This is a genomic window from Polynucleobacter sp. CS-Odin-A6, assembly GCF_018882095.1.
GTDB lineage: Bacteria > Pseudomonadota > Gammaproteobacteria > Burkholderiales > Burkholderiaceae > Polynucleobacter.
Genome location: NZ_JACVPD010000004.1, coordinates 160,848 through 184,654, shown reverse-complemented (window position 1 = coordinate 184,654; position 23,807 = coordinate 160,848). Strand labels below are relative to the sequence as shown.

The following is a 23,807-nucleotide window of genomic DNA, read 5'->3' as shown; positions in this document are numbered from 1 at the left end:
AATATGATGAAAAAAATATACGTACTCACCGTCTTTGCCACCCTTGCCCTTTTACCACTCGCCAATAGCTTTGCTGCCTGGAAAGAATTAGGCGCCAATGAGGTCATGGTAGTTTATGTTGATCTAGAAACCATTAGCGATTCTGGTGAAAAAGCACAAATCATGTCGATGTTGGATTTAAAGAAGCCTGGCATGAACCCCAAAACAAAACAGTCAGTGAGCTCCATCATTGGCATCAACGAATACAATTGCCCTGCGATTAGTTACCGCCCAATTGAATACAAAGAATTCGCTGGTAAAAAGGGTGCTGGCAAAGTTGTTTCTGATAACAAAACTCCCAATAGTGAATTCGAGCCAGTCGTTAGTGAATCTTGGGCGGCTGGAGTCTTTAATGTTGTTTGTCAACGCAAATAAATTCATCAGCTCGACAGCCTACATTAGCAGATCAAACCGAAGGGGTTGGCCTGCTTTTTTATTAGACAAAGGCATTCCGCTTGCTTACTTAATAATCTGCTTGAGCCTAGCGGGCTGCGCAGCGCCCCTCTTAGCGCTTGGTAGCTCTGCCACTGCTGTCGCAAGCTCTGGAGGAACTGCAGCCGTCAGCGTAGCAGTAGCGAACCCCACTACCGCAGCGAGCGTCATTTCTACAGCAGCCACGGGTAAATCGCCACTCGAGCATGCGGCTTCAGCAGGAACCAAACAGGATTGCAACTTTCTGAATGCACTGGGGCCTAAACCCATTTGCGCCGATATCCCAATACCTAAAGTCAAAGATATGAGCGAATCCTATCTAGGCCCAGCTGATATCGCTAAACCTAGAACTAAAACCCAATAATAATTTGCAAACTGGTGCATGAGTGTAAGACTCCAAGTTAATCTTTAAGGCCTGACTCCAGGTGATTCTAAAGGTATTCCTCTGGCGCGCCACATCAGAAATAACTCCAGTTGAGCCATTTCTGTTGAGCCATACTCAAATTGTTTTGACCTTACCCCGCTCATACAATTACGCAGACGTCGTTGCAAAGACCCCATGGTTTGCCATTCAATTCTGTAGATTGGGTATGCAGTAGGATGCCCTTGCGGAATCAGACTACCTCCTAATTTCAAGCCAGCACGCTCTTGATGACATTGAGCACAAGAGAGGTTGAGTTGCCCCATTCTTTCATTAAAAAACTGTTTGCCTTGTTGCAGGTCTTTCGTATTCTGGGGCGTTTCTTTGATGGCGATAGGCATCCCCTTTGATTGGCTTGCTACAAATGTGCTTAATGCCAAGAGGGTTTTACTTTCATAAATGAGTGCAGGAGCCTCTTGTCGTGAAGTACGACATTGATTAATTTGCCCCTCAAGCGTCTGCAACTTTCCCTGAATCACTTTAGGAAATTGAGTGGCAACACCGGCCATCTTTTTTCCCGAATCGCCGTGACAAGAAGCACAAGAGATATTCTGGTTGCCCGCCTTTTCTTGCCAGAAACTATGACCATCCATTACCCAAAACATTGCAGGGTTTAAATTGGGATCATCTTGCATCGCTTGATTTTCGGGCGTCATCAGCTGATAACTTGATTGACGACTCTCTTTTGGAATTTCCACCGGATTCTTGGCTGCTAATGCCACCGGTGCAATCAGGAGCGAAAGTAATATCGACGCCCAAGGATTACAGAATATCGCGATGTTCACGACACAATAATTTTGACTTGATTGACTGCTTCATATCCGTCATCACCTATCCAACTACACTCAATCGTACCTGATGCCACCGCAATCGTAGTAAATATGATGAGGGGATTGGCACCAATTCCAGAATAAAAATCAGCCCTAAAAACTTCTTCACCGTTATAGCGACAGGTAAACAAACGAATAATATCTCGGGGGATACGTTTGCCATCTTCGGTGTAGCGAAAGCCTGTCTCCATATCATGCTGAGCAATTGCTCGAATTTCAATAATGGAATCCTGCTTCGCGGTAGCTGGAGCAGTAATGCCCGTACGGGAGGTCTTACTCATATCATCTCCGTACACGCAGATAAAGTTACCAAGGTATCGGCATACCCTTGCCAATAACTACCATCACTCATCTGAGCAATTGCCCATACTCTTTGTGAGTCCGCCAAACGCACCCGGGTGGTGAGTTCTGCGCGTCCAGAGCGGGGTGTGAAATACGCCGTAAAAATATTTGGCAATGGATTTTCTTCAGAAATAATATAAACAGCCTTGACATAATCGCTGGTAGTCATTGGACTCTCGATTGCTACTTTGAGTACGACTAAATTTCCGCTTTCCACTAAGGGTGGAATGACCAGCTTAACTCGTCCATTCCTGGGGATATTTGCACCGACGATCTTGGCAATGGCTTCCATTGCCTCTGGCTTTTTAGCCATAGCCGACAATGGTATGAACCAACTCGATAAACCCAATACTCCCAGCGTCGACAAGTAAAGTCTGCGAGTGAGATTGGGAGAGGAAGTATTTAATTTGAATGCATTCATCATGATATTTTATTGCCTATTGAGCGACTGTTGTCTTCAGGCTCACCAAGAAAGCCACGACATCTTCAATTTCTTGTCCGCTTAAAATAGGCTGCCCATCAAACTTGGGGGCCACCCTATTTAATTCTACTGTACGGTAATACGAGGGCATAATGGTGCCAGGATTAAAACGGCTAGCGTCAACTATTCTGGCTCGCAATTGTGCTTCGCTTAAGCGCCCAACGCTGATACCAATCTCTGGGGCTAAGTTGCCCTGAAAACGCTCTTCCGGAAAGGGCCCGCTATGACAGAGTAGGCATAAACCGGTTTGACGACTAGCTACAATCACACGGCCTTTAACTGCATCTCCTGGAATAGCAGTAAGGGGATTCACGATGGAATCCCCCGACCAGGTTTGTGCTTGACTCGGGTTGGCAAGAGAAACAGTCCACGCTGCTAGCAGTAACCCTGCCAGTGCACTTCTCATTTCTTCATTACCTCAATACCTTTTAGACCAACCCATGAGTAGTGAACTTAAACCAACTTGATGCCGCTGTTTTTCAAGGGCACTGTACGATAGCGTTTACCAGTTGCTCGGTAAATCGCATTTAGTACCGCCGGTGCTGCTACAGCAATTGTCGGCTCACCTACACCACCCCATTCTTTACCGCCACCTTGAATAATAATGGTCTCTACTGGTGGCATCTGTGACAGACGAATGGAATTGAAAGTATCAAAGTTCTTCTGCACAACCGCGCCCTTCTCAATCGTAATTTCTTCTTCGAAGAGTGCAGATAAACCATATACAAAGGATCCAGATACTTGACGGGCCACTTGCGCTGGATTCACTACATAACCCGGATCAGTTGCAGCCACCATACGGATAATCTCTACTTCATTACCGTTTTTAACCGTGAGCTCGCAGGCGGCAGCGACATAGCTACCAAATGAGCGCATCTGAGCAAGTCCACGAAATACGCCTGGCTTTGCGGGCTTAGTCCAACCAATGCCATCGGCTACTGCATTGAGAACAGCCACTGCGCGTGGAAAATTCGCCATGTGCTTACGACGGAACTCCACAGCATCCATGCCCGTAGCCTCAGCCATCTCATCCATAAATGTTTCTAAGAAAACAGCATTTTGATTGACGTTGACACCCCGCCAAAAACCGGGAGGCACATTGGGATTACGCATCGCGTGATCAATCATCAAATTCGGGAAACTGTATGTGATGCCATGCTCGCCGTTTTCATCTAAGCCTTGGAACACCACTGGGTCTTTACCTTTATTGGCAGCAACCACTGCTGGACGCACAGCGGCCAAAATAGATTGACCTGAAAGACGCATATTCACGCCAGTGATGTTTTTCTTATCATCAATCGCCGCCGTCATTTTGCACATCATGACCGGGTGATAACGACCTTGTGTCATATCCTCTTCACGAGTCCAAATCAATTTAATCGGCGTGCCTGGCATTTGCTTCGCAATATTGACTGCTTGCGTTGTGTAATCTTGGAAGGCACCGCGACGACCAAATCCACCGCCGAGATTCACTTTGAACACATTGCATTTTTCAGCCGGCAACCCAGAGGCAGCCATCACCGCAGCTAATGAGGCCTCGCCATCCTGAGTTGGAACCCATGCCTCGCAGGAGTCTGCAGTCCACTTCGCTGTGGCCGTTTGGGGCTCTAAGGTAGCGTGGTTTAAGAATGGGTAGAAATACGTTGCCTCAATGGTTTTAGAGGCTTTGCTGATCGCCTCTTTAGCATCACCGTTAGAGTTACCGACAAAAGTATCAGTAGCAGTTAAGCCGGCTTCTAGCGTCTTCTTAATAGAGGCGCTGGAAAGATCACCGTTACTGCCGTTATCCCAAGTAATTTTGACGGCATCTAAGCCAGTCTTCGCTTGCCAGAAAGTGTCAGCAATGACGGCAACAGCAGTGTCACCTACCTGAACTACCTTCTTCACGCCTTTCATAGCGGTTGCCTGGGAGGCATCAAAGCTTTTAACTTTGCCACCAAAGACGGGAGACTCATGAATGGTTGCCACCAACATGCCGGGCAATTTCAAATCAATGGCATAGACCTGCTTACCAGTGACCTTATCGGCAGTACCATCAATCCGGTTGACTGACTTGCCAATCACAGTCCAGTCCTTCGGATCCTTTAAGGGGATATCTTTGGGCACTGCTAACTGGGAAGCTGCTACAGATACTTTACCGAAAGTCGTTTTACGACCAGTTGGGGTATGGGTAATCACACTATCTTTAGCAACGCATTCTGATGGGGGTACATTCCATTGGGAGGCTGCAGCCTGAATCAACATCACACGAGCTGCTGCACCGCCTTGACGAACATATTGCTCAGAAGTACGAATACCGCGGCTACCACCGGTGGAATAACTGCCCCATACTTTATTGCGCTTCAGATTTTCGCCAGGCGATGGATAGTCATAAGAAACTTTTTTCCAATCGCATTGCAGTTCTTCGGCAACCATTTGCGCCAAACCAGTGATAGTTCCTTGGCCCATCTCGGAGCGCACGATCCGCACGACGATATCGTCATTCGGCTTGACCTCCACCCAAACCCCAATCTCGGGTGTTCCCAGAGGAGTCATAGCGGTAGTGCCAGAACCCTCTGCAGCATTAGCCTCAGACATCAATGAAAAATCAAAGCCGATTGCTAAACCCGCTGCAATGGCGCTAGTGCCAACAATAAAGTGGCGACGTGAAGTATTGGTAGTTGCTGATTGAATAGTCTTAGTCATGATTGTTCCTTATGCCTTGCTCACAGCATGAATCGCATCACGCACTTGTTGAAAGGTTCCGCATCGGCAGATATTGGTCACTGCTGCATCAATCTGTGCATCAGTAGGCTTGGGGGTATTGCGCAATAAAGCGGTAGTAGCCATTACCATGCCAGATTGACAGTAGCCGCATTGGGGCACCTGATTATCAACCCATGCTTTTTGCACTTTAGAAAGCTGACCATTCTTTTCCAGGCCTTCAATGGTTTCAATCTTCTTACCCATCGCAGCACTCACTGGAATTGAACAGCTGCGAATTGCTTGACCTTCGAATAGCACGGTACAGGCACCGCATTGACCAACACCACAACCGTACTTAGTTCCTGTCAAACCGACATGATCACGAAGCACCCATAACAATGGGGTTGATGGATCGACATCTACCTTGTACTTTTTACCGTTGACGTTTAAGTCGGCCATGCGCGCTCTCCTGAGTGTTTTGATATTCAAGCTTTATCGATCTGATAAAGCCTCCTACTTTTTGTATGGTCATATTACCCAAGAAATAATATATTGCTTTGCAACATATGCTGCAGAGCAGTAAGATTGTCATATGATCTCCGGTTTAGTCCAAATCCTCTTGTTTCAAAGCATTGGGGAGCTTGTATCCAAGTTTGCTCTGCCAACCCTACCCGGCCCCGTGATTGGCCTAGTACTCCTGATTCTTTGGCTGGTAGTTCGCAATGGGGTCAATCCAGAATTAGCCAGCGTGGCCGATGGTTTTAGTCAATATTTTGGCCTCTTGTTTGTTCCTGCTGCTGTTGGAGTGGTGCTTTTTCTACCTCAACTTAAAGCCAATGCGCTGGCCATTGTGAGCGCCTTATTCGGCAGCGTGATTCTCACCATTGCTACCAGTGCGGTAATAGTACGTTTTCTGACCCCTAAGCCTAAAGGGGTTGATTAATGAACGAGAAGCACTCTATTGTTGAGATTTGGGTCTATTTATCAGGCAGTCCTTTATTTGCACTCTTCATCACCTTAGCCGCCTATCAAATTGGTCTGTGGGTCTACAGGACCACCAAGCAGAATCCACTAGCTAACCCTGTAGCCATTGCCATCACCTTAGTAGCGAGCGTGATTCAATTAATAGAGATGCCCTATTCAAGTTACTTTGAAGGCGCCCAATTTATTCATTTCCTTTTAGGCTCTGCGACCGTGTCTTTGGCGATTCCGATCTATAGAGGCTTAAGCAGTCTGAAGGGTCGCTCCATACCATTACTGGCGTCCTTGATTGCGGGTAGCTTGATATCCATTATTAGCGCAGTCAACATTGCCAAGCTCTTCGGTGCTGACGCCAGCATCACTGGCGCAATGTATCCAAAATCGGTTACCGCACCAATTGCAATGGGTATTGCAGAGCGCATTGGCGTCTCTCCAACCTTAACCGCGATTTTTGCCGTGACCACTGGAATACTGGGCGCTATTTTGGCGCCCTTCATTCTGAATGCGCTCGGTATGAAAGCCTGGTGGCAACGGGGCTTTGCGATTGGCATTGGGGCTCATGGCATTGGTACTTCTCGTGCATTCAGCATCCATCCAGAAGCGGGCACCTATGCCAGCCTCGCGATGGGCATGAATGGCGTCATTAGTGCGGTGGCCATCCCAATTCTCTATCACCTCTTCAATCGCTAATCTAATTCCATTCCACTTTAGCCTTAGCCTTTAACCTTCACTTCATTCACATTTAGATAGAAATAAGACCATGCAAGCCATACTTTTCCAATACGATAGAACTATCACTGAAAGAGTACTCACATGAACCTCACAAGACACTTTTGTAAGCATTTCCTCACAGGCTTGTTGTTGTCGATAGGCCTTAGTAGCCCTGTGTTTGCGGCAGCAGATGCTGACTGGCCCAAGAAACCCATTGTGGCCATTCTGCCTTTTCCTGCTGGTGGCTCAACCGATGCATTTGCTAGAGCAATCAGTGTGCCGCTAGGTGAGGCGCTTGGCCAGGCTGTTGTGATTGAAAATAAACCAGGTGCCGGTGGCATGATTGCCTTGGGTGCAGCTGCGAAGGCTGCTCCTGATGGATACACCTTACTGTTTAGTGCATTAACGAATCAATCGATTTCTCAAGCGCTCTTCAAAAATCCAGCAGCAGACCTCACCAAAGACTTTGCGCCCATTTCCTTGGTTGGCAGCATTCCCCATTTGATCGTCATCAATCCTTCTGTTCCAGCTAAAAATTTGCCAGAGTTAATTGCGTTTATTAAATCCAAGAAGGGTGACTTTAATTACGCCTCTCAAGGTAATGGCAGCCTCTCCCACCTAGAGTCAGTACTGTTTATGCAGCGTATCGGCGCTATGGGTACACACGTCCCTTATAAGGGAAGCTCGTTTGCCTTACCTGATTTAATGGCTGGCAATACCCTAATGATGTTTGACAGCGTGACAGCCTCTCTACCTCATATTCAAAGTGGGAAGTTGCGCCCCATCGCCATTGCTGCCCCAGAGCGTTCACCCCTCATGCCCAATGTTCCGACCCTAGGACAAGATGGCATGAAACAATTTGATGTCGAGAATCTCTATGCCATGTTTGCGCCGAAGGGAACCCCTCCAGCTATTTCTGCAAGACTAGAAAGAGAGATTCGGAAGATTCTCACGAATCCTGACTTCAAGACGCGTCTAGCGAATCAAGGAATTCACCCTCAGTTTGCGAATGCAGATCAATTGGCCATCATTACCCAAAGCGAGCATGACAAGTGGACGAAGATCGTGAAGTCTGCCAATATTAAAATTGACTGAAATTGAATAGATTAAATCCATGTTAATTGCCCCTCCCTTTGGTGGCGGCCGCGCCCCCGTCCTGGCTAAGAATGCCGTTGCGAGTTCACAGCCTTTAGCTACACAAGCGGGGATCGAAGCCCTACAAAATGGGGGCAATGCGGTTGATGCTGCCCTAGCCACTGCGATCACACTCACGGTGGTAGAACCCACGATGAATGGTTTAGGTGGCGATGGCTTTGCTTTAATCTGGGATGGTAAGAAACTCCATGGCATGAATGCCTCTGGTCGTGCACCAGCAGCGTGGACTCCAGAATTTTTTGCCGGTAAAGCAGCAATGGATTTGATTGGTTGGAATACGGTGACAGTACCCGGCATGGTGTCAGGGTGGATTGCACTCTCCCGAAAATTTGGCAAGCTCCCGTTTGCGCAACTCTTCAAACGCGCGATTGATTATGCAGAACATGGCTTTCCCGTCTCTCCGGTGATTGCCCGTCAATGGCATGAAGCGATTCTGATCTTAAAGAATCAACCTGGCTTTAGTGAGTCTTTCCTGATCGAAGGCAAAGCACCTAGTGCAGGTCAAATCTGGCGCTACCCTGCTCAAGCAAATACCTTACGCGAAATCGCAGAGACTGAAGGGGAATCTTTTTATACCGGTCGCTTAGCGCAAAGCATGGTTGATTTTGCTCAGAGTACAGGTGGGTGTTTCACGATGGCTGATTTCGCTGCCAACCAAACAGATTGGGTTGAACCGTTGGCATTTGACTATGGCGACTTCACTCTCCATGAAATTCCCCCGAATGGCTCAGGCATCGCCGCACAAATAGCCCTTGGCATTTTGCAGGCTGCTAATGTCAAACAATATCCAGCTAATTCTGCTCAGCGTATTCATCTGCAGGTGGAGGCGATGCGTATGGCCTTTGCAGATGCGCATGCACACATCTCTGATGCCAGCACCATGAAAATGCCAGCGAGTGCTTTATTAGATGGAAACTATTTAGCCAGTCGCGCTGCACTCATTAACCATTCGCAGGCAGGAACCTATGGCGCAGGAGATCCGCACGCGGGTGGCACAGTCTATCTATGTGCCGCCGATGACTCTGGCATGATGATTTCTTATATTCAGTCCAACTTCAAAGGCTTTGGTTCTGGCGTTGTTGCCCCGGGTGGTATTGCTTTCCAAAACCGAGGCATGGGCTTTAGCTTAGTCGATGGCCATCCCAATCAAGTGGCTCCCGGCAAGCGCCCTTTTCATACCATCATTCCGGCATTCCTTACTAAGGGCAATCAACCAACCATGGCATTTGGTGTGATGGGTGGCAATATGCAACCCCAAGGACATCTGCAGTTTGTGATGCGCTTTGTCGATGAGCATCTCAATCCACAAGCTTGCTCTGATGCACCCCGTTGGAGAATTGATGATGAGGGCAAGCTGACTGTAGAGGCTTCGATGCCAAGCGCTGTTGTGGAGGGCTTAAAAGCCATGGGGCATGAAGTTACCGTCATGCCAGCAAACAGTCTGGACTTTGGCAGTGCGCAAGCTATTGCGCTATTGGGTGAAGATACTGCAGATGCTTATATTGCTGGTAGCGATCATCGCCGCGATGGGTTGGCGGCTGGTTTTTAAAGCGATTTACCACCCTATATTTTTATCCTCCAAATTCAGAGATTTACCGAGAATTAAATAATCATCGCCTTGCTTGGCGATGTCTTTAGAGCTTTCAATCTAGCCAGCCCTGGATATTTTTTGGAAGTGATGGCTTTGCATCGTTTTTCGAAGGGCTAATACCCTCATCATTCCTACTAAGATCTTTTTTCATAGTAATCATATTAGGCAACAATATGAGAATTTTTAATGGAGCCCCACTACTCCACCCTATTGAAATAAATTCCATTATTTCAATCATGGGTTAACAAACTTTTTCAATTTTAGGATTCATCCCTTTGGTAAAATATGTATATACAATACAAGGGTGAAGGAATGAAAAATCTGGTAATTAGTCCAGCAATAGAAGAAAAATTAACCTTCAAGCACCACATCAGACGTCAAGATATTGAGCAATGTTTTATGAATAGAGCCCGCTCTTACCTCGAGGATACAAGACTAGATCACCTGACAGAACCGCCAACAGAATGGTTTATCTCAGAAAATAATCAAGGATTTTTAATTAAGGTGGTTTTTATATTCGACAACGACATGATTTACCTAAAAAGTGCATTTCCACCAAATTCTACAGAAATTCGTATATACAATACAATATCATTGCCTTACTAAAAGTGTCATTTCTATGAAAGTGGCTAAATATTGAAACTCAAAAGCGAGGAATGCGATGATCGCAAAAAGTAAGAGGGTAAGAATAGAGAGCTCAGCTAAGGCTTGGGAGAGCGGCGAGCTCGGTAGTGACCTAAAGCATGCGAGAGTAGTTGATAAAAAAATGAGCGCTCAAATTGACGAGGCGCTAGGACTCCAAATGATCTCCATCAGACTAGAGCAGGACTTGATTGAGTCTTTTAAACTCTTGGGCACTAAATACGATATGGGCTATCAACCTCTTATGCGGGAGGCCTTAAAACGATTCGTAGAGGGTGAATTTAAGCTGATTGCTAGCGAAGCTTTAGAAAAACAGAAGACTGAAAAACAAAAGAACAGCAAGAGGTTAGCAAAAGCGGCTTAACTAGGTAAGCAATTCAGATAAAAACGCTTTACCTCTTGATCACAGCTCACATCCTTAGGCAGTATCGGTCGCTCTAGAGTGATGCCCTCGATGGAGGTACAGCGACTCAAGGCAACATACACTTGTCCTGATGCAAATGCACCCGAAGAGAGATCTACTTTGATCTTATCAAGCGTCTTGCCTTGACTCTTATGAATGGTGAAAGCCCAAGCTAACATCAATGGGATTTGCACAAAAGTACCAATGATGTTGGGCGAGATTCTGCCGGACATCATGTCATGATCGTATCGATAGGATTCCCACTGGTGCCCTTTGACTTCAACCGTATTCGAGTAGGGACCGTTTTGCACCATTACCTTCACGGTGTTGGGTAGCAGCTCGCGAACGACGCCGATGGTGCCATTGACCCAGCGCTTCGGAAAGTTACTATCGGTTGCCGTGAACATGACCTTGGCTCCCACTTTTAGAGTGAGGTGATTTGGGGAGGGTAGATTACGCTCATCCACATTGAACTTGCCCGTGCTATTGCCGGTATAGACCTTGGCATCCGTAGTTAAGGCACGTAAGCCTGCACCATTAATTTGATCGGCACGGGCATTAGTCGTAGTTAAGGTAATGGTTTGCTCATCAGCCTCTTTTTTAGTTTCATAGCAAACGGCATTTAAGGTATCAAGGGCTTCATCAATATCTTGGTTAATACGGATCTGATTGAGTAAGCTCGCAAAGTGGGCATCCTTCTGGCGAAAGATCTTGGACAACTCCACCATCGTGACATCCTTGCGATGCAATGCCATTGCGCAGAAGAAATAAGGTCCCTCATAGCCACGCTCGGATAAGACTTGCATATCGGTGTTGGAGACTACCGGGGGCAACTGAAATAAATCCCCTACAAACATCACCTGAATGCCGCCAAAGGGTTCACTCTTGTGAGGTCCATTGGCACGCAGAAATAAATCGATTGCATCAATCACGTCTACTCTGACCATCGAGATTTCATCAATGATCAGTAGACGAATATCTTTATAAAGACGCTTATCTTTTAAGGGCTTAATATCCTCTTCAGGGAAGATTAATCGCGGTGGCAAGCGAAAGAAAGAGTGAATGGTCACGCCCTTCACTTGCAAGGCTGCTACTCCCGTGGGGGCCACCACCACGACATTACCAGAGATATGCTCTCGCAAATAACCAATGAGGGTAGTCTTCCCTGTACCCGCTTTACCGCTGACAAAAATATAGGGGTCACTTCGCTCAATGGCATCAATGACTGCCTGATATTCAGGGGTGATTTCTATTGCGGATGGGTCAACTACAGGATTGGTCATGCTCCTATTGTTTCACGGCATCGGCCACACACCGAAAACCGATATAAACCACGGCGATGTCGCTAGGTTTAGATTCCATATCTGACTCTTTCTGCCGTTCTGGGCCGTACCACCAAGATGCCCCCTTGGTAATATAGCCACCGTTTCTTTCGGTGGCCGTCCATTCCCAAACATTGCCACCCATGTCCAGCAGTCCGTTGACACCAGGCTTAGTAGTGCCGGTAAGAACATGGCCTGTGCCGCGGTTAAGAGCACCTGCTGGTGCTACACCTTTATAGTCACCGCAGCCACTTAAGCAGTGAGAAACCGCTGGCGTGCTGCCACCCGGAAATGGATAGCGCTCACCTTTGATATACCCAGAAGGTGGATTAGAGCGTTGTTCTACAAATCCTGCAGAATTCCACTCAGCTTCAGTAGGCAAACGCTTTCCAAAATAACGGCAAGCGGATGCTGCCTCAGATTGATTGAGATGAACTGCTGGCTCCGCATCTTTAGCGGGAGCACCGTAGGGAGTTTTCCAGGTCCAGCCAAGTTTCTTTACAAAGCCCGATTCGTAAGAGAGACCACCACCATTTTTCTCCGCTTGACTCACAAAGCCTGTGCCAGTTACAAAAGTTTTCATATCAGCAATGGTCATCTCGGTTTGATCCCAAGCAATGTTACCCACCTGAACCACGGAAATAGTGGATGCAGGGGCACTTGTTGCTGCTGAGGGTCTCAACATGAAGTACAGGGCAATGAATGACAGTAGTAGACCGAAACTAATGGAAAGAAAATCAAATTTTTTCATGAGAATATAAAAGGGGGATTACTTAAGGGGCTTGGCAGATATTAATTCACCGTCGGGGCTATATGTACATTTTATTATTTTTTGAGATCTTGCCTCATGAAGATCAACTGGCCCAATCGATGTCCACAAGCAATCGCCCTCTAGAGACGGGGAGCGAACGTCTGAACGTCGCTTTTCGGTGCGAAATCTCCAAATATCTTGAAGCGCCCAAACCCACAATGCGGAACATAAAGCCACTCCATATAAAGATACTGTCTCAATAAATTCAATAAACTGTTCCAAGCCACTGGGGCTGGCCCACTCTTGATATGCCAACTGAAGGCCAAAATACCATGCGACAGAAGTAATCATGACTTTCCAAAGGTAAAGCCAAATACCCCATCCAGCTGCATCAATCATTAAAGATATTGCCCACTCCGTTTTAGAGTCTTGTCGTACATGAGAAAAAATTAAGGGGCGCCCCTCTGATAATTTCACCTGAATATGGGATGGCAATTGCCTCATTGCAAGCCTCTATCGGGGCTATTCCATCTACCACGCTTGCTGCTACTTCTGAATAGAGCACGTGGAAAAGCAACGACCGTAGTGGCCATACATAAAATCCAAAATACAATTGGGTACCAAATAGTAAACAAATAATTACGCCAAATTTGGTAGTCGTAGCGGGAGTCTATCCACATCGCTACAGCAATTTGAGTCATTGAGGTCATTGCAATCAAAATACCTGTCCATTCGGGAATCAGAGTTTCGACGTTGATGTAATTTGGCAGTGCAATGAAGAAATGCAATAAATAAATAATAATGGTTACTAGCATCGAATAGGACCAAAATAAACTCAAAGCATATTCAAAAAATATTGGCCACATTCTGCGACTTTTCCAATCGAACAACATATCTGAAAACTTCAGAACTGCCTGTGCCCCTCCTGTTGCCCAACGAAGTCTTTGACTCCAAAGCCCTCTAATGGTTTCTGGCATCAGAATCCAGCAGATGGCTGCAGGCTCAAACCGAACTTGCCAATGCCGAATTTGCAGTTTCCAACTGATATCAATATCTTCCGTCAGAGTCTCGTTAGACCAAAAGCCAACATCTTCTAATGCGGATTTACGGAACATGGCACAAACCCCAGACACAGTAAACAATCGACCATAGGTTCTTTGGGCGCGCTTGATTAAGCCAATAATGGATGAAAACTCGCCAACCTGAATCTTGCCTAATACAGAAGAACGGGTTCGAATGCGTGGATTACCCGTAACAGCGCCTACGCGGCTACTTCTTAGAAAATGACTCAGCATCCAACGAGCAGCATTTTGGTCCAAAAGAGAATCGCCATCAATGCATAGCAAAAATTCAGCGTCTGTTAATAATGCAGCCGCAGTTAAAGAGACGGCTTTGCCTTGATTTTCAGAATTATGAAGAATGCGTAATTGATGATGTCCGCGTGCAAGTCGATTCAAAATCTCTCCTGTTGAATCGACGCTGCAATCATTTACTGCAATCACTTCAAAATTAGGATAATTTTGATCGATCAGATTACGCAGAGTTTCTTCAGCACTAGACTCTTCATTATAAAAAGGAGCAATTAAGGCAATCTTAGGAAAAGAGCTTAAGCTAGGTATGTTACCTGGAAGGGAATGCTTACGCTCATAGCGAAACCAGTAAAAAATCCCAGAAGTCACCCAGACCCAACTCATAAAGAGTGGGTAAAGAAAACAAAAACCGAAAATAGCAGAGGGTACTGCTTTTAAAATGTCCACAAATGAGCCTTCAACAGTAATCTGCTTAATTGAGCAAGAATGAAGCTGAAGGCATTATTTAGACTCAGGATATATTGATTCTCGAAAAGCTAATTGATAATCAAATATATAACCAATTTGCTCATAAAGATAGTATTCTGAGTAAATCATTAAAACTAATCTCAATTCAGCTTTAATAAGCACTTATGGAGAATAAAAATCTTCATGGGGAATTCTTAATCGTCGCACTCCTCTTTGTAAACTTAGCCCTTGGTCAAACCCTGCTAGAGGATATCCAATACAAAAAAGCATTGGAACTCAATAAGTCAGCTCGATATATTGAATCAGCTGCCCTACTGAAATCACTCATGATTTCTTATCCAGCCACTGAACGCTATAAGTCTGATTTCATATCAGTAGCTAGTAATGCCGAGCTTTGTGAGGATGTCATTGCTATGAGCAATAGAAAATATATAGCAAAGGCGCCAGCCTATGTTCAGAATGCAATATTTTCCTGCTATGCCAATACACAAGACTTTTCTAAAGTGGATGCATTGGCCAAGTCTATTTTAAAGATTCAAGGTACGAATAGGGCTATCGAGTTACGAATGACGGCATTAGCGCGAGAAAAAAAAGAGTCAGACTCTGCCCTCTATTGGAGCGCACGCTTTTTAAAAGATTACCCTAATAGTATGTCCGCATGGGAGCTCAGGGCTGGAGCTCTTCAGGATGTCGGTGATCAATTTGCCGCCCTTCAGATTTACGAAGATATTAGAAGGTTTAAGCCGCACAATCCGAATACTCAAGAGCGCATCATTCAAGTTTTACTGGATATGGGCATCCCTCACCTTGCTGTAGATTTGATCAACAAGAAACAGTGGAAAACGAATCAAGATCAAAAATTACGCGCTATTCATGACTCTGGGGCAGTCGATCTTCGTTGGGCACAGGCTGATTCTGCGGTTGCACCTAATCGCTTTACTTCAGTAGATACTGGTATAGAAACCTTAAATAACTCTCTGGCTTATGCCAAATCCATTCAGGCACCTAAGGATCAAATAGCTTCGATCCAATATGATTTGATCATTGCTTATACAAAAAGAAAGCAGTGGGACAAATCTTTAGCGCTTTATGATGAATTAATCTCTGGTGGCAGCACTGTTCCTGACTATGCTCTATCTGCAGTTGCAGCTAGCTATAGCGCTAAGTATCAATATGCAAAAGCAGGAAATATTCTTCAAAAATTGTATGCTAAAAAACCAGATGACTTGGATATTCAATTAGATATGTACTTTAATTTGGTCGATCAAGATCAGTTTACAGAAGCAAAACCTGTTCTAGATAAACTCACTGCTCAACTTAAAGTGCGCCCTAAGTATTTACCTAAGCGTGACTTTAATTACACCAGCGCCGTCATTGAGGCAGTCAGTTTTGAGGCTTATCAAGAAAAATATCAGGAAGCAAATAAAAAGCTTCTTCCTCTACTCGGCACTATTCCGTCTAATGCGGATCTACTCAAAACAGCTGCTAGCTTAAGAGAATCAGAGGGAATGCATCAATCTGCTGCAGACTACTATCAAATTGCTGCCAGGCAAGATCCAGAGGATATTGAAGCCAAAATTGGTTACGCAAATTCTAGAATGAGTCAAGGCGATATCCCCACCTTCATTTCTACGGTGAATGAATTAACACCGGGTTATTCTGATATCAACGCAGTAAAAAATGCCTCAAATAGGCTAGATATTTACAAAGAAGGCTATGTCACAGGTAATTTTGTGGTGGGTAATGGTGACTATGGAAGCCAAAAAAACAATAACCGTACCAGTGATCTCCGGGTCTACAGCGCCCCTATTAACGATAACCTGAGGGGCTTTGCTAGGTATCGTGATTTAAATAGTGGTCCCGCCATTCCCGTGACAGATCAAGGTGTTGGCGGTGGCCTCCGATACACAGGCATTAATCAAGAAGCTGAAGTAGAGGTAGGTAACGCAGGCTATGCGCGTGTTGAGGGCATACAGACCCTAAACGACAACTGGGTCGTTGGTGCATCCTACGAAAGGAATGCGTTTTATCTCTTTCCTGGTTCTCTTTATGCCACTTATGGCGGCAATGTTGTGGGGCTTGATCTGAAGTGGAAGGATGCCGACACCAGAAGCGCTGCTCTGGGATATCGCTACTGGACTTTACCAAGCAATAACCGTCAACAGATATTCGGCACAGTCAGTCAACGCCTCTTGACTGAATTCAACTACAAGCTCGATATTTCTGGCTGGATAGGAAGTCAACAAAACAGCAACTCGAATGTAAGTTATTTTTCGCCAGTGAACCAAACTGAATATTCAAGCACGCTCAATTTGAGGTTCTTGCAATGGCGCGATATCGAAACTAAGAAATATGACTTTTGGCATCGATTCTATGGATCGTATGGAGTAGTTACTCAATCTGGTTATAGCACCCTACCAATGAATAACTATGGCTACGGCCAGGATTTCAATATTGGAGATAAAAGAATGCTGAGCTGGGGTGTTGGCAAAACAAGCTTTCCATTTAATGGCGCAAAATCAAGCTATATCACTGGTTACCTTAATTTTGAGTCGCGCTTCTAAATGACATTACTTAAATACCTGCTATGTATGTTGGCCTTCGTGAGTCATCTTGCATGGGGACAATCTAATTTCAAGGTGTTGAGCTTTCATGACATCGTGATTGAAAAGACTGCCAGCTCTGAAATTGATGATGTGACTACGGATAATCTCATCAACTATTTCTCTTGGTTAAAAGCGAATAACTATCAGGTCATTTCTATTCAAGATGTTTTGAATGCCAAGAAGGCAGGTAAGCGCCTCCCTGATAAATCGATTGTTCTCACCTTTGATGATGGTTATAAGAGTTTTTATACCTATGTCTTCCCCCTCCTCAAAGCATTTCAATATCCAGCCACTCTCGCCATTGTTGGTTCATGGCTTGAAGTTCCTGAAAATGACACCGTTCTCTATGCAGATCAGCAAGTTCCCCGCTCCAAATTCTTATCTATTCAGGAGCTGCGTGAGATCTCCCAAAGTGGCTTGGTAGAGATTGCCTCTCATACCTATGATTTACATCATGGTGTATTAGGCAACATTGAGGGCAATACGATGCCAGCTCTCACTACATTCGAGTACAACAACACTACTCATCAATACGAATCCGAAGACCACTATTTAGCTCGTATCAAAGCTGACTTAATTAAAAATAATGTTTGGATTAAAAAACAGACTGGCACTATACCCAGAATTATTGTTTGGCCCTATGGTAGATATAACCAGATTGCACAAACCATGGCTAAAGATCTCGGAATGGAAGTGGCCATTACTCTGGATGATGGAGAAAATCTAGAACTTCAGCCTGTGGATAGCATTCGACGCATCTATCTCATCAATAATCCTGAAATTGATGAGTTTGCTGCCAACCTTCGAGAATCTCCTCCTGCTCTAGAGCGAGTCATTCACGTAGACCTAGACTATGTATATGACAAAGACCCCATTCAGCAAGAAAAGAACCTAGGATTACTCATAGAACGCATCAAAGATTCTGGGGTGACTACGGTCTATCTACAGGCGTTTTCAGATGACGATGCTAGTGGTGTAGCTAAGAGCCTCTACTTTAAGAATAGCTATATGCCGGTCAAAGCAGATCTCTTTGGTCGAGTCAGTTGGCAACTGAGGACACGAGTTGGTGTGAAAGTATTTGCCTGGATGCCACTCCTAGCCTTTAATCCAGGGCCTGAAAAGTTGCAGCAGCTTGACGTAGTGACTTCGGTTGATGGGAGTAAAGGCATTGGCTACTTGAGACTGAGCCCTTTCTCAGACCGCTCACGAAAGTTTATTGAGGGGATATATACCGATCTTGGCCGCTATGCCAATTTTGCGGGCATCTTGATACATGATGATGCAACGCTCTCGGACAAAGAAGATGCAAGTCCTGTTGCCTTAAATTACTACGCAAAAAAATGGGGTTTACCACCGAGCATTGAGGCCATTACTCAAAATCCAGAATTAAATGAAAAATGGTACAAGGCAAAGACGCATGCACTGACGCAATTTGCCTTAAATATGAAGGATGCAGCCCAAAACTATCGAAAACCCATTAGCCTTGCCAGAAACTACTACGCCGAGGTCGCCCTTAATCCAAGCTCTGAGGAGTGGTTTGCGCAATCCATCCCCAATGGATTAGATCACTTTAACTGGGTGGCTTTAATGGCAATGCCTTATATGGAAAATGCACGCAACCCGACTCAATGGCTCAACAACTTAGTTGATCAAACGCAGATCTATCCAAAGGCTAGTAAAAAACTGCTGTATGAATTTCAGGCAAAGAACTGGAAGACCGATAAACCCATCCCTACTGAAGAGCTTAGTGGCTGGATGCGATTAATGCGCGTCAGGGGAATATTGAATTTTGGCTATTATCCAGATGATCAATTTACAAATCATCCCGATATGAAAGTATTGAAGCAAGAGCTTTCTGCTGAAGCAGCGCTTCAGTGAAATAGATGCTGGCCGGTAATTTGATTCACGGTATTTAGTGGGGCGAACGACGGGGCTCGAACCCGCGACAACCAGAATCACAATCTGGGACTCTACCAACTGAGCTACGTCCGCCACTGAAGACTCAGATTATAGCTTTTGGATCAAAACCCTGTCAAAAAAGGCCTAGATCATGAATTTAGGCAGACTCAAACTCAAAGGCAGCCCAATCACCCAGAGTGAGGCTAGCATCTAGAAAAAAATCAGCAATGGCAGCCTTGCTCTGCACCTTGGCTAAAGCATGGTGATCTGAGAGACGCTGGCGCCAATAGCGGGAGCCTGCTCTGCCATGAGCTAGGCCCAGAATATGCCTTGTAAATGCACCGATGTAAAAGGGCTTATCTTTTGAGCGACATTCGTCATACCAGGCTTGACCTTGCTTTACTAATGCGATCTGAATACGATGCCACTCAGTCTCACTAAATAAATAGCCTGCAGCTTCGCCATCCGACGCAATTAAATCATCCCAGCCCAATAGCATGGCCGGGAAATGATAAGCCGCCCTGCCCACCATAAAGCCATCAAAATCATCCCAATGGCCGGCGATCTGATCATTGCTTTCTAGACCGCCGTTGAGCAATACCTTGAGATGCGGAAATTCTTTTTGGGCGTCGATTCTGAGTTTTGCAGCCACCTCATAACGCAGTGGCGGCTTACTGCGATTCTCTTTTGGGGATAATCCTTTGAGCACGGCATTGCGCGCATGAATAGTCACTTGACTGGCGCCCGCATCTGCCACCGCCAGAATAAAATCCAGTGCAAATTGATAATCTTTTTCTGAACTGGCTGCATCCATAGAATCTAAACCCAATCTATGCTTAACTGAAATAGGTATATCGACTGCACTCTTCATTGCTTTGACACAATCTGCAACTAAGACAGGCTCAGCCATGAGACATGCACCAAAAGCGCCACGCTGAACTCGCTCTGAAGGACAACCACAATTGAGATCAATCTCATCGTAGCCCCACTGTTGTGCTAATTCTGCCGCTTTTGCTAAATCAGATGGATCTGAACCACCTAATTGCAAAACAACAGGGTGTTGATCTTTTGAATAATCTAAATGGCGAGGCACATCCCCATGAATGAGAGCGCCTGTAGTGACCATCTCCGAATATAGTACTGCGTTTTTTGTCAGCGTACGATGAAAAGAACGGCAGTGACGGTCAGTCCACTCCATCATTGGAGCAACTGCCAGTCTTTTATTCTTTTTATTTTTCACAGAAACTTTTAATCAATAATGAATTAGTGATTATTTTATTGCATTACCGTGAATGGCAATGAAGGCCTAATAATAACATCCTCATCTAATCCTGATATTTCAGGGAGATGTCCCGAAAATGGGTCTGCTCAAGCAAGAAAGCCTCTACTACTAAAGGATCAAAGAATTTACCTTGACCGGCCAAAATCTCTTTCACAGCGTCCTCATGCGACCAACGGGCTTTATAAACACGCTCACTCACCAAAGCGTCATACATATCAGCCAGAGACATAATCCGCGCAGCCAAAGGAATATTTTCAGCAGTTAAGCCCCTAGGATAACCAGAGCCATCCCAGCACTCATGATGGCCGCCGGCAATATCAATTGCTAAATCTAGCGAAGTAGAATGAAAAGGATACTCTACCTTAGCCGCATTTAATACATTCTCACCCAGGCTGGCATGCGTCTTCATAGTCACCCACTCGCTTTCTGTGAGGGACACCCCCTTTTTCAGAATCTCATCAGGAATTCCGACTTTTCCGATATCGTGCAGAGGGGCGGCATTTGCAATATTACTTAAAAACAGTGGAGTGATTTCAGAAGGATATGCATTCATAATATGCAGTCTGTTTGCGAGTGCAGCTACATAGCTCTGCGTTCGTAAAATATGATTTCCAGTCTCATTATCACGAGCCATAGATAAGGCATTCAGACTAGATAGCATCGCTTTTTCAAGAAGCTCGGAGTTCTGTTTATGCCCCCTCCAAATAATTTCCAAGAAATAGTTTGCAATCAAAACGCACGTGAGCAAGATTAATAGCACTGAAGATATGCGAAGCAAGAATCCAAATACCCCCTCCTCGAAGATTGTCGACGGATTTCCGTTAAATTCTAAGAGCAAATCTGCCGATCTAATAAGCCGCACAGTAAGCTGAAGCAGGATAACGCCAAATAAAACTTTAATTTGAAATGCTCGCCGAACTTTTAATTGCTTCGATAGTTCATATATTTGCCAGAGTGACAAAGAAGCTAGTATGAGATTGAGGTAATGAATGCGTATTGAGGTACTTGAATATGAGAGCAGCAACAAATAAGCAATCGCCAAGATAACTAATGCAACACAATAAGCACTCAACTCAGGCATTTTTAATGCTTGCCGCCAAGATCTAAATAGTAAGGAAATGGATAGGGAGCCCCAAATCAAACAGATATTAGCAATGGCTAAAGCAGGTTTACCTACCCATGGAGCAATTGCAAAACACAACATTGACAGAGTATAAAAAGTAAGACTGATTGGCCAAAAGAATGTTTTTTTATTCACTTTATATTCTTCGTACTGCGGGAAGAATCCTAGCGTTAAGCCAAGCATCACAATAAATGATGTGAAATAGAAAATTTGATTAGTTAGCTGCATTCTGCAGAACCAGAAAGAATATTAGGCGTTTGTGTTGATTGATAGAATTTCCAACAATTTTTACCATCTAGCTTAGCTTGATACATTGCTTGGTCTGCATGCTCAAGTAAGGAGCTCACTTCGCCATCATCAAATGGAAAAAGTGTCACCCCAATACTGGCTCCAACACTTACCTGACTACCGCCAATCCGAACAGGCCCTTGTAAGGTGATAATCATTCGGGTTAATAGCGCTTCAACCTGGGCACGAGTTTGAAATCCGCCTAATAAAAGCAAAAATTCATCACCGCCCAAGCGAATTACCGAATCTTTAACTCGGATAATATTTCTCAGACGATCAGATACACATTGCAATGTTAGATCACCGACCTTATGTCCAAATTGATCGTTTACATACTTAAATTCGTCTAGATCCAAGAAACAGATAGCCAATAGCTCACTTTCCGCGCTTGCAGACTCCATGGAATTTGCCATTAAACGCTCTAATGCCAACCTGTTTGGGAGACCAGTTAAGGGATCATGGTGAGCTGCATCTGAAAGCTCGTCATTACTTAGAATTAAAGCCTGCTCACGTGCATTCATCTTTTTAACCTCAAAGTAAATTGGGTAAAAGGCAATACCTAAGGCCATCAGAAAAAGTAATATAACAAAAATAATCATATTGTGTTTCATATGATTAAGAATTTCATCAGAAAATTTAGTCGAAACCTTTATGTAAAGCCATCCCAATGAAACGCCGGGATCAATTTTTTGCCAGGCTGAAATAAGCCCTTGATTAACATTCTCAATTTGTTCAGATGTTGTGCTTTGAGGAGTAACCAACTGTTGACTCTCAAAATCAAGTACAACAGAATCATCTGACTTGCGCAATAAACTCACTAAAACATGGCCATTTAAATCGGTGATGGTAATCGCTTGTATAGCCTCGTTGGCGAATGAATGTCGTAACATTGCCTCTAAGGCCCCATAATCTCGAGTCACAATCAAGTCGCTTACTGAAGTTGCCATCCCAGCAGAAAGGAGCGAGATAGATCGGTCACGCGAAGACTTGATAAATTTGTCAACGCTAATGTAAGTCCATAAACTGGTGACCAACATCATCACCGCAACAATGCCGCCAGACCATAGAATGAGTCGATAAAAAACTTTTCGAGTTGAGAGATATCGACGATTAGTTAGCATTTTTCACTACAAACTTTGCCAGGCCTAACTGCTCTAAAGGCTGGTAATCACGTGCGTAATTAACCACGATAGGATCTGGCATTTGAATTCCATCCAATAAACGTCGTCCCTCAGCAGTTTTCGCTAACTCTAAAAAGCCTTGAGTGACTTTCTGCCGTTCTTGCAATGAAATTGCTGGACTCACTGAGAATGGATGTGGCACATAACTAGTGGTCTTAAAGAGGACTCGAACTTGGTCTTGCACCTCAGGAGGCTCTCTTTGTAGAGTGTTATTAACAGCCCCGCCAGCACTAACATCGCCTGCTATCACCGATCGGTAAACATTGTTATGAGAATTGACATAGATTGGCTCTATATCAATTCCCTGTTTGGCTAAAGTGGCTCTTACTAGAAGTGAAGCTCCAAACGCATTCGGTGCTGGGAAAGCGAGCTTAGCTCCACGCAAACTCTCGATACTCTCGATGCCGCTCTTTTTTTTGACGACAATAATTCCGTCTAATTTATTTTTACCATCTGCTAGCAGTGGAAAATAACCTTTGGCCTGATATGCCATCACTTGGTGATAGGGATTCATAAAGGCAAAGTTTGGTTTGCCATCGAGTAGTTCTCGCTCAAAGTCCGGAATAGTCCGAACAATTATTAAATCAAAGCAAATACCAGCGCTGTAGCCTACCTTCTCTAGTACGGGTGCCCAACGCACATAAAGCTGTGCAGGTGCTAACTGGGGCACTACATAAACACTGCGAATAGGATAGATTGAATTTGGATCACCGATACACTTGCCGCATGCTAATAGAGGCAAGAATAATGTGAAGATAAATATAAAAGATTTATGTATTAGTTGCATAGCGATATCTTGCTTTTTTTATATATTCAACACTGGGGATGAATAGCTATCGGGAGCAAGGTTATCGCTGTCTCTGG

24 protein-coding genes and 1 tRNA gene are annotated in these 23,807 nt (G+C 44.8%); 9 read left to right on the top strand and 16 right to left on the bottom strand.

Translation table 11 applies throughout. The features are described 5' to 3' along the window. Positions 1-3 precede the first annotated feature (3 nt). The gene (locus ICN15_RS09900) at positions 4-414 is read left to right on the top strand and encodes a surface-adhesin E family protein (RefSeq protein WP_255532957.1); all 411 of its coding nucleotides are present in this window, start codon (positions 4-6) and stop codon (positions 412-414) included. 84 nt (positions 415-498) lie between these two features. Here ICN15_RS09900 and ICN15_RS09895 read toward each other — a convergent pair whose 3' ends face one another. The 7 genes from ICN15_RS09895 to ICN15_RS09865 all read right to left on the bottom strand — a co-directional run bounded on the left by ICN15_RS09895 (position 499) and on the right by ICN15_RS09865 (position 5,689). Continuing rightward, positions 499-771: a hypothetical protein gene (locus ICN15_RS09895; RefSeq protein WP_216202575.1), complete on the bottom strand. Its 273-nt coding sequence runs from the start codon at positions 769-771 to the stop codon at positions 499-501. Positions 772-879: 108 nt separating this feature from the next. Next, positions 880-1,677 (bottom strand): sulfur oxidation c-type cytochrome SoxA, encoded by a 798-nt coding sequence (soxA, locus tag ICN15_RS09890; RefSeq protein ID WP_370625440.1) that lies wholly within the window; start codon positions 1,675-1,677, stop codon positions 880-882. Next, a complete protein-coding gene (locus ICN15_RS09885) occupies positions 1,674-2,003 on the bottom strand; it encodes a thiosulfate oxidation carrier complex protein SoxZ (RefSeq protein WP_216202574.1) in 330 nt (109 codons plus the stop codon). The genes soxA and ICN15_RS09885 overlap by 4 nt, the downstream gene beginning before the upstream one ends. Then, positions 2,000-2,488, bottom strand: a complete 489-nt coding sequence (locus ICN15_RS09880) for a SoxY-related AACIE arm protein (protein WP_255532956.1) — start codon at positions 2,486-2,488, stop codon at positions 2,000-2,002. The genes ICN15_RS09885 and ICN15_RS09880 overlap by 4 nt, the downstream gene beginning before the upstream one ends. A 13-nt stretch (positions 2,489-2,501) precedes the next feature. Continuing rightward, positions 2,502-2,951, bottom strand: coding sequence for a sulfur oxidation c-type cytochrome SoxX (soxX, locus tag ICN15_RS09875; protein ID WP_216202573.1), 450 nt, complete (start codon positions 2,949-2,951; stop codon positions 2,502-2,504). A 47-nt stretch (positions 2,952-2,998) separates the two neighbouring features. Then, on the bottom strand, positions 2,999-5,230 hold the full coding sequence (locus tag ICN15_RS09870; protein WP_216202572.1) for a xanthine dehydrogenase family protein molybdopterin-binding subunit: 2,232 nt from the start codon (positions 5,228-5,230) through the stop codon (positions 2,999-3,001). A gap of 9 nt (positions 5,231-5,239) precedes the next feature. Continuing rightward, entirely contained in the window at positions 5,240-5,689 is a 450-nt protein-coding gene (locus ICN15_RS09865) for a (2Fe-2S)-binding protein (RefSeq protein ID WP_216202571.1), read from the bottom strand. Between the two features lie 133 nt (positions 5,690-5,822). On the opposite strand from ICN15_RS09865, the gene ICN15_RS09860 reads away from it, so the two are divergent. From ICN15_RS09860 to ICN15_RS09835, 6 genes are all read left to right on the top strand, one after another. Beyond that, positions 5,823-6,173 carry a CidA/LrgA family protein gene (locus tag ICN15_RS09860; protein WP_216202570.1) on the top strand — a complete coding sequence of 117 codons (351 nt, stop codon included), beginning with the start codon at positions 5,823-5,825 and terminating at the stop codon, positions 6,171-6,173. After that, complete coding sequence (locus tag ICN15_RS09855) at positions 6,173-6,901, top strand: LrgB family protein (protein WP_216202569.1); 729 nt, start codon at positions 6,173-6,175, stop codon at positions 6,899-6,901. The genes ICN15_RS09860 and ICN15_RS09855 overlap by 1 nt, the downstream gene beginning before the upstream one ends. A 123-nt stretch (positions 6,902-7,024) precedes the next feature. Beyond that, positions 7,025-8,017, top strand: coding sequence for a tripartite tricarboxylate transporter substrate binding protein (locus ICN15_RS09850; RefSeq protein WP_216202568.1), 993 nt, complete (start codon positions 7,025-7,027; stop codon positions 8,015-8,017). Positions 8,018-8,036: 19 nt separating this feature from the next. Further along, positions 8,037-9,626 (top strand): gamma-glutamyltransferase family protein, encoded by a 1,590-nt coding sequence (locus ICN15_RS09845; protein WP_216202567.1) that lies wholly within the window; start codon positions 8,037-8,039, stop codon positions 9,624-9,626. A gap of 354 nt (positions 9,627-9,980) precedes the next feature. Then, positions 9,981-10,274, top strand: a complete 294-nt coding sequence (locus ICN15_RS09840) for an ADP-ribosyl-(dinitrogen reductase) hydrolase (RefSeq protein WP_216202566.1) — start codon at positions 9,981-9,983, stop codon at positions 10,272-10,274. A 55-nt stretch (positions 10,275-10,329) separates the two neighbouring features. After that, positions 10,330-10,674 (top strand): BrnA antitoxin family protein, encoded by a 345-nt coding sequence (locus ICN15_RS09835; RefSeq protein WP_216202565.1) that lies wholly within the window; start codon positions 10,330-10,332, stop codon positions 10,672-10,674. On the opposite strand, the gene ICN15_RS09830 is transcribed toward ICN15_RS09835, so the two are convergent. Genes ICN15_RS09830 through pgaC form a run of 4 tightly spaced genes read right to left on the bottom strand, consistent with a single transcriptional unit; the run spans position 10,671 to position 14,543 of the window. After that, entirely contained in the window at positions 10,671-11,996 is a 1,326-nt protein-coding gene (locus ICN15_RS09830; RefSeq protein WP_216202564.1) for an ATP-dependent RecD-like DNA helicase, read from the bottom strand. The two genes, ICN15_RS09835 and ICN15_RS09830, sit on opposite strands and share 4 nt — an antisense overlap. Positions 11,997-12,000: 4 nt before the next feature. Further along, entirely contained in the window at positions 12,001-12,786 is a 786-nt protein-coding gene (locus ICN15_RS09825; RefSeq protein ID WP_216202563.1) for an SUMF1/EgtB/PvdO family nonheme iron enzyme, read from the bottom strand. 18 nt (positions 12,787-12,804) lie between these two features. Next, positions 12,805-13,290, bottom strand: a complete 486-nt coding sequence (pgaD, locus tag ICN15_RS09820; RefSeq protein ID WP_216202562.1) for a poly-beta-1,6-N-acetyl-D-glucosamine biosynthesis protein PgaD — start codon at positions 13,288-13,290, stop codon at positions 12,805-12,807. After that, complete coding sequence (pgaC, locus tag ICN15_RS09815) at positions 13,287-14,543, bottom strand: poly-beta-1,6-N-acetyl-D-glucosamine synthase (protein WP_216202561.1); 1,257 nt, start codon at positions 14,541-14,543, stop codon at positions 13,287-13,289. The genes pgaD and pgaC overlap by 4 nt, the downstream gene beginning before the upstream one ends. A 185-nt stretch (positions 14,544-14,728) precedes the next feature. Between pgaC and ICN15_RS09810 the strand changes: the two genes are divergently transcribed. Both ICN15_RS09810 and pgaB read left to right on the top strand, forming a co-directional pair. Further along, on the top strand, positions 14,729-17,128 hold the full coding sequence (locus ICN15_RS09810) for a tetratricopeptide repeat protein (RefSeq protein ID WP_216202560.1): 2,400 nt from the start codon (positions 14,729-14,731) through the stop codon (positions 17,126-17,128). After that, positions 17,129-19,048: a poly-beta-1,6-N-acetyl-D-glucosamine N-deacetylase PgaB gene (gene pgaB / locus ICN15_RS09805; protein WP_216202559.1), complete on the top strand. Its 1,920-nt coding sequence runs from the start codon at positions 17,129-17,131 to the stop codon at positions 19,046-19,048. A 38-nt stretch (positions 19,049-19,086) separates the two neighbouring features. Here the strand turns inward: pgaB and ICN15_RS09800 are convergent. The 5 genes from ICN15_RS09800 to ICN15_RS09780 all read right to left on the bottom strand — a co-directional run bounded on the left by ICN15_RS09800 (position 19,087) and on the right by ICN15_RS09780 (position 23,685). Next, positions 19,087-19,162: transfer RNA gene (locus ICN15_RS09800), tRNA-His, on the bottom strand. A 64-nt stretch (positions 19,163-19,226) separates the two neighbouring features. Further along, on the bottom strand, positions 19,227-20,309 hold the full coding sequence (dusA, locus tag ICN15_RS09795) for a tRNA dihydrouridine(20/20a) synthase DusA (RefSeq protein WP_370625439.1): 1,083 nt from the start codon (positions 20,307-20,309) through the stop codon (positions 19,227-19,229). 85 nt (positions 20,310-20,394) lie between these two features. Beyond that, positions 20,395-21,555, bottom strand: a complete 1,161-nt coding sequence (locus ICN15_RS09790; RefSeq protein WP_216202558.1) for an HD-GYP domain-containing protein — start codon at positions 21,553-21,555, stop codon at positions 20,395-20,397. A gap of 137 nt (positions 21,556-21,692) precedes the next feature. After that, entirely contained in the window at positions 21,693-22,709 is a 1,017-nt protein-coding gene (locus ICN15_RS09785) for a GGDEF domain-containing protein (RefSeq protein WP_216202557.1), read from the bottom strand. Between the two features lie 163 nt (positions 22,710-22,872). Beyond that, positions 22,873-23,685, bottom strand: a complete 813-nt coding sequence (locus ICN15_RS09780) for a phosphate/phosphite/phosphonate ABC transporter substrate-binding protein (protein ID WP_216202556.1) — start codon at positions 23,683-23,685, stop codon at positions 22,873-22,875. Positions 23,686-23,807 lie beyond the last annotated feature (122 nt).

Excerpts from the sequence above, each read along its gene's own strand:
- ICN15_RS09900 (WP_255532957.1), top strand. The coding sequence starts at position 4 with ATGATGAAAAAAATATACGTACTCACCGTCTTTGCCACCCTTGCCCTT.
- ICN15_RS09885 (WP_216202574.1), bottom strand. The coding sequence starts at position 2,003 with ATGAGTAAGACCTCCCGTACGGGCATTACTGCTCCAGCTACCGCGAAG.
- ICN15_RS09880 (WP_255532956.1), bottom strand. The coding sequence starts at position 2,488 with ATGATGAATGCATTCAAATTAAATACTTCCTCTCCCAATCTCACTCGC.
- soxX (WP_216202573.1), bottom strand. The coding sequence starts at position 2,951 with ATGAGAAGTGCACTGGCAGGGTTACTGCTAGCAGCGTGGACTGTTTCT.
- ICN15_RS09870 (WP_216202572.1), bottom strand. The coding sequence starts at position 5,230 with ATGACTAAGACTATTCAATCAGCAACTACCAATACTTCACGTCGCCAC.
- ICN15_RS09865 (WP_216202571.1), bottom strand. The coding sequence starts at position 5,689 with ATGGCCGACTTAAACGTCAACGGTAAAAAGTACAAGGTAGATGTCGAT.
- ICN15_RS09860 (WP_216202570.1), top strand. The coding sequence starts at position 5,823 with ATGATCTCCGGTTTAGTCCAAATCCTCTTGTTTCAAAGCATTGGGGAG.
- ICN15_RS09855 (WP_216202569.1), top strand. The coding sequence starts at position 6,173 with ATGAACGAGAAGCACTCTATTGTTGAGATTTGGGTCTATTTATCAGGC.
- ICN15_RS09850 (WP_216202568.1), top strand. The coding sequence starts at position 7,025 with ATGAACCTCACAAGACACTTTTGTAAGCATTTCCTCACAGGCTTGTTG.
- ICN15_RS09845 (WP_216202567.1), top strand. The coding sequence starts at position 8,037 with ATGTTAATTGCCCCTCCCTTTGGTGGCGGCCGCGCCCCCGTCCTGGCT.
- ICN15_RS09840 (WP_216202566.1), top strand. The coding sequence starts at position 9,981 with ATGAAAAATCTGGTAATTAGTCCAGCAATAGAAGAAAAATTAACCTTC.
- ICN15_RS09835 (WP_216202565.1), top strand. The coding sequence starts at position 10,330 with ATGATCGCAAAAAGTAAGAGGGTAAGAATAGAGAGCTCAGCTAAGGCT.
- ICN15_RS09830 (WP_216202564.1), bottom strand. The coding sequence starts at position 11,996 with ATGACCAATCCTGTAGTTGACCCATCCGCAATAGAAATCACCCCTGAA.
- ICN15_RS09825 (WP_216202563.1), bottom strand. The coding sequence starts at position 12,786 with ATGAAAAAATTTGATTTTCTTTCCATTAGTTTCGGTCTACTACTGTCA.
- pgaD (WP_216202562.1), bottom strand. The coding sequence starts at position 13,290 with ATGAGGCAATTGCCATCCCATATTCAGGTGAAATTATCAGAGGGGCGC.
- ICN15_RS09810 (WP_216202560.1), top strand. The coding sequence starts at position 14,729 with ATGGAGAATAAAAATCTTCATGGGGAATTCTTAATCGTCGCACTCCTC.
- pgaB (WP_216202559.1), top strand. The coding sequence starts at position 17,129 with ATGACATTACTTAAATACCTGCTATGTATGTTGGCCTTCGTGAGTCAT.
- ICN15_RS09790 (WP_216202558.1), bottom strand. The coding sequence starts at position 21,555 with ATGTTGTGTTTTGCAATTGCTCCATGGGTAGGTAAACCTGCTTTAGCC.
- ICN15_RS09785 (WP_216202557.1), bottom strand. The coding sequence starts at position 22,709 with ATGGCAACTTCAGTAAGCGACTTGATTGTGACTCGAGATTATGGGGCC.